The organism is Methylobacterium nigriterrae (genome assembly GCF_037106235.1).
GTDB lineage: Bacteria > Pseudomonadota > Alphaproteobacteria > Rhizobiales > Beijerinckiaceae > Methylobacterium > Methylobacterium nigriterrae.
Window position 1 is genome coordinate 1 of the sequence record NZ_JBAWTG010001002.1, and the last position, 258, is coordinate 258.

The 258-nt window shown below is 61.6% G+C and carries 1 pseudogene; it reads left to right on the forward strand.

Annotated elements, in window-relative coordinates:
- Positions 1 to 258, forward strand: a pseudogene (locus WDW90_RS40030) (hypothetical protein); the annotation flags it as partial.

Below are 258 nucleotides of genomic sequence, written 5' to 3' on the forward strand. Positions count from 1 at the left end.
GCGCAGAACCCGAACGTGAAGTTCGTCAACACCTCGCCACCCGACCCCGCGCAGGTCAAGGCGCAGGTCACCACGGGCCAGGTCCAGTGGGACATCGTGACCACGGCGCCCTACCTCGCCTCGCAGAACTGCGGCACCCTGTACGAGCACCTGAACATTCCGGATCTCGACATGAGCCAGTTTTCTCCCGGTACCATCGGTGACTGCTACGTGACCGACTTCAAGTACTCGCTGGTCTTCAGCTACAACGGGGACAAG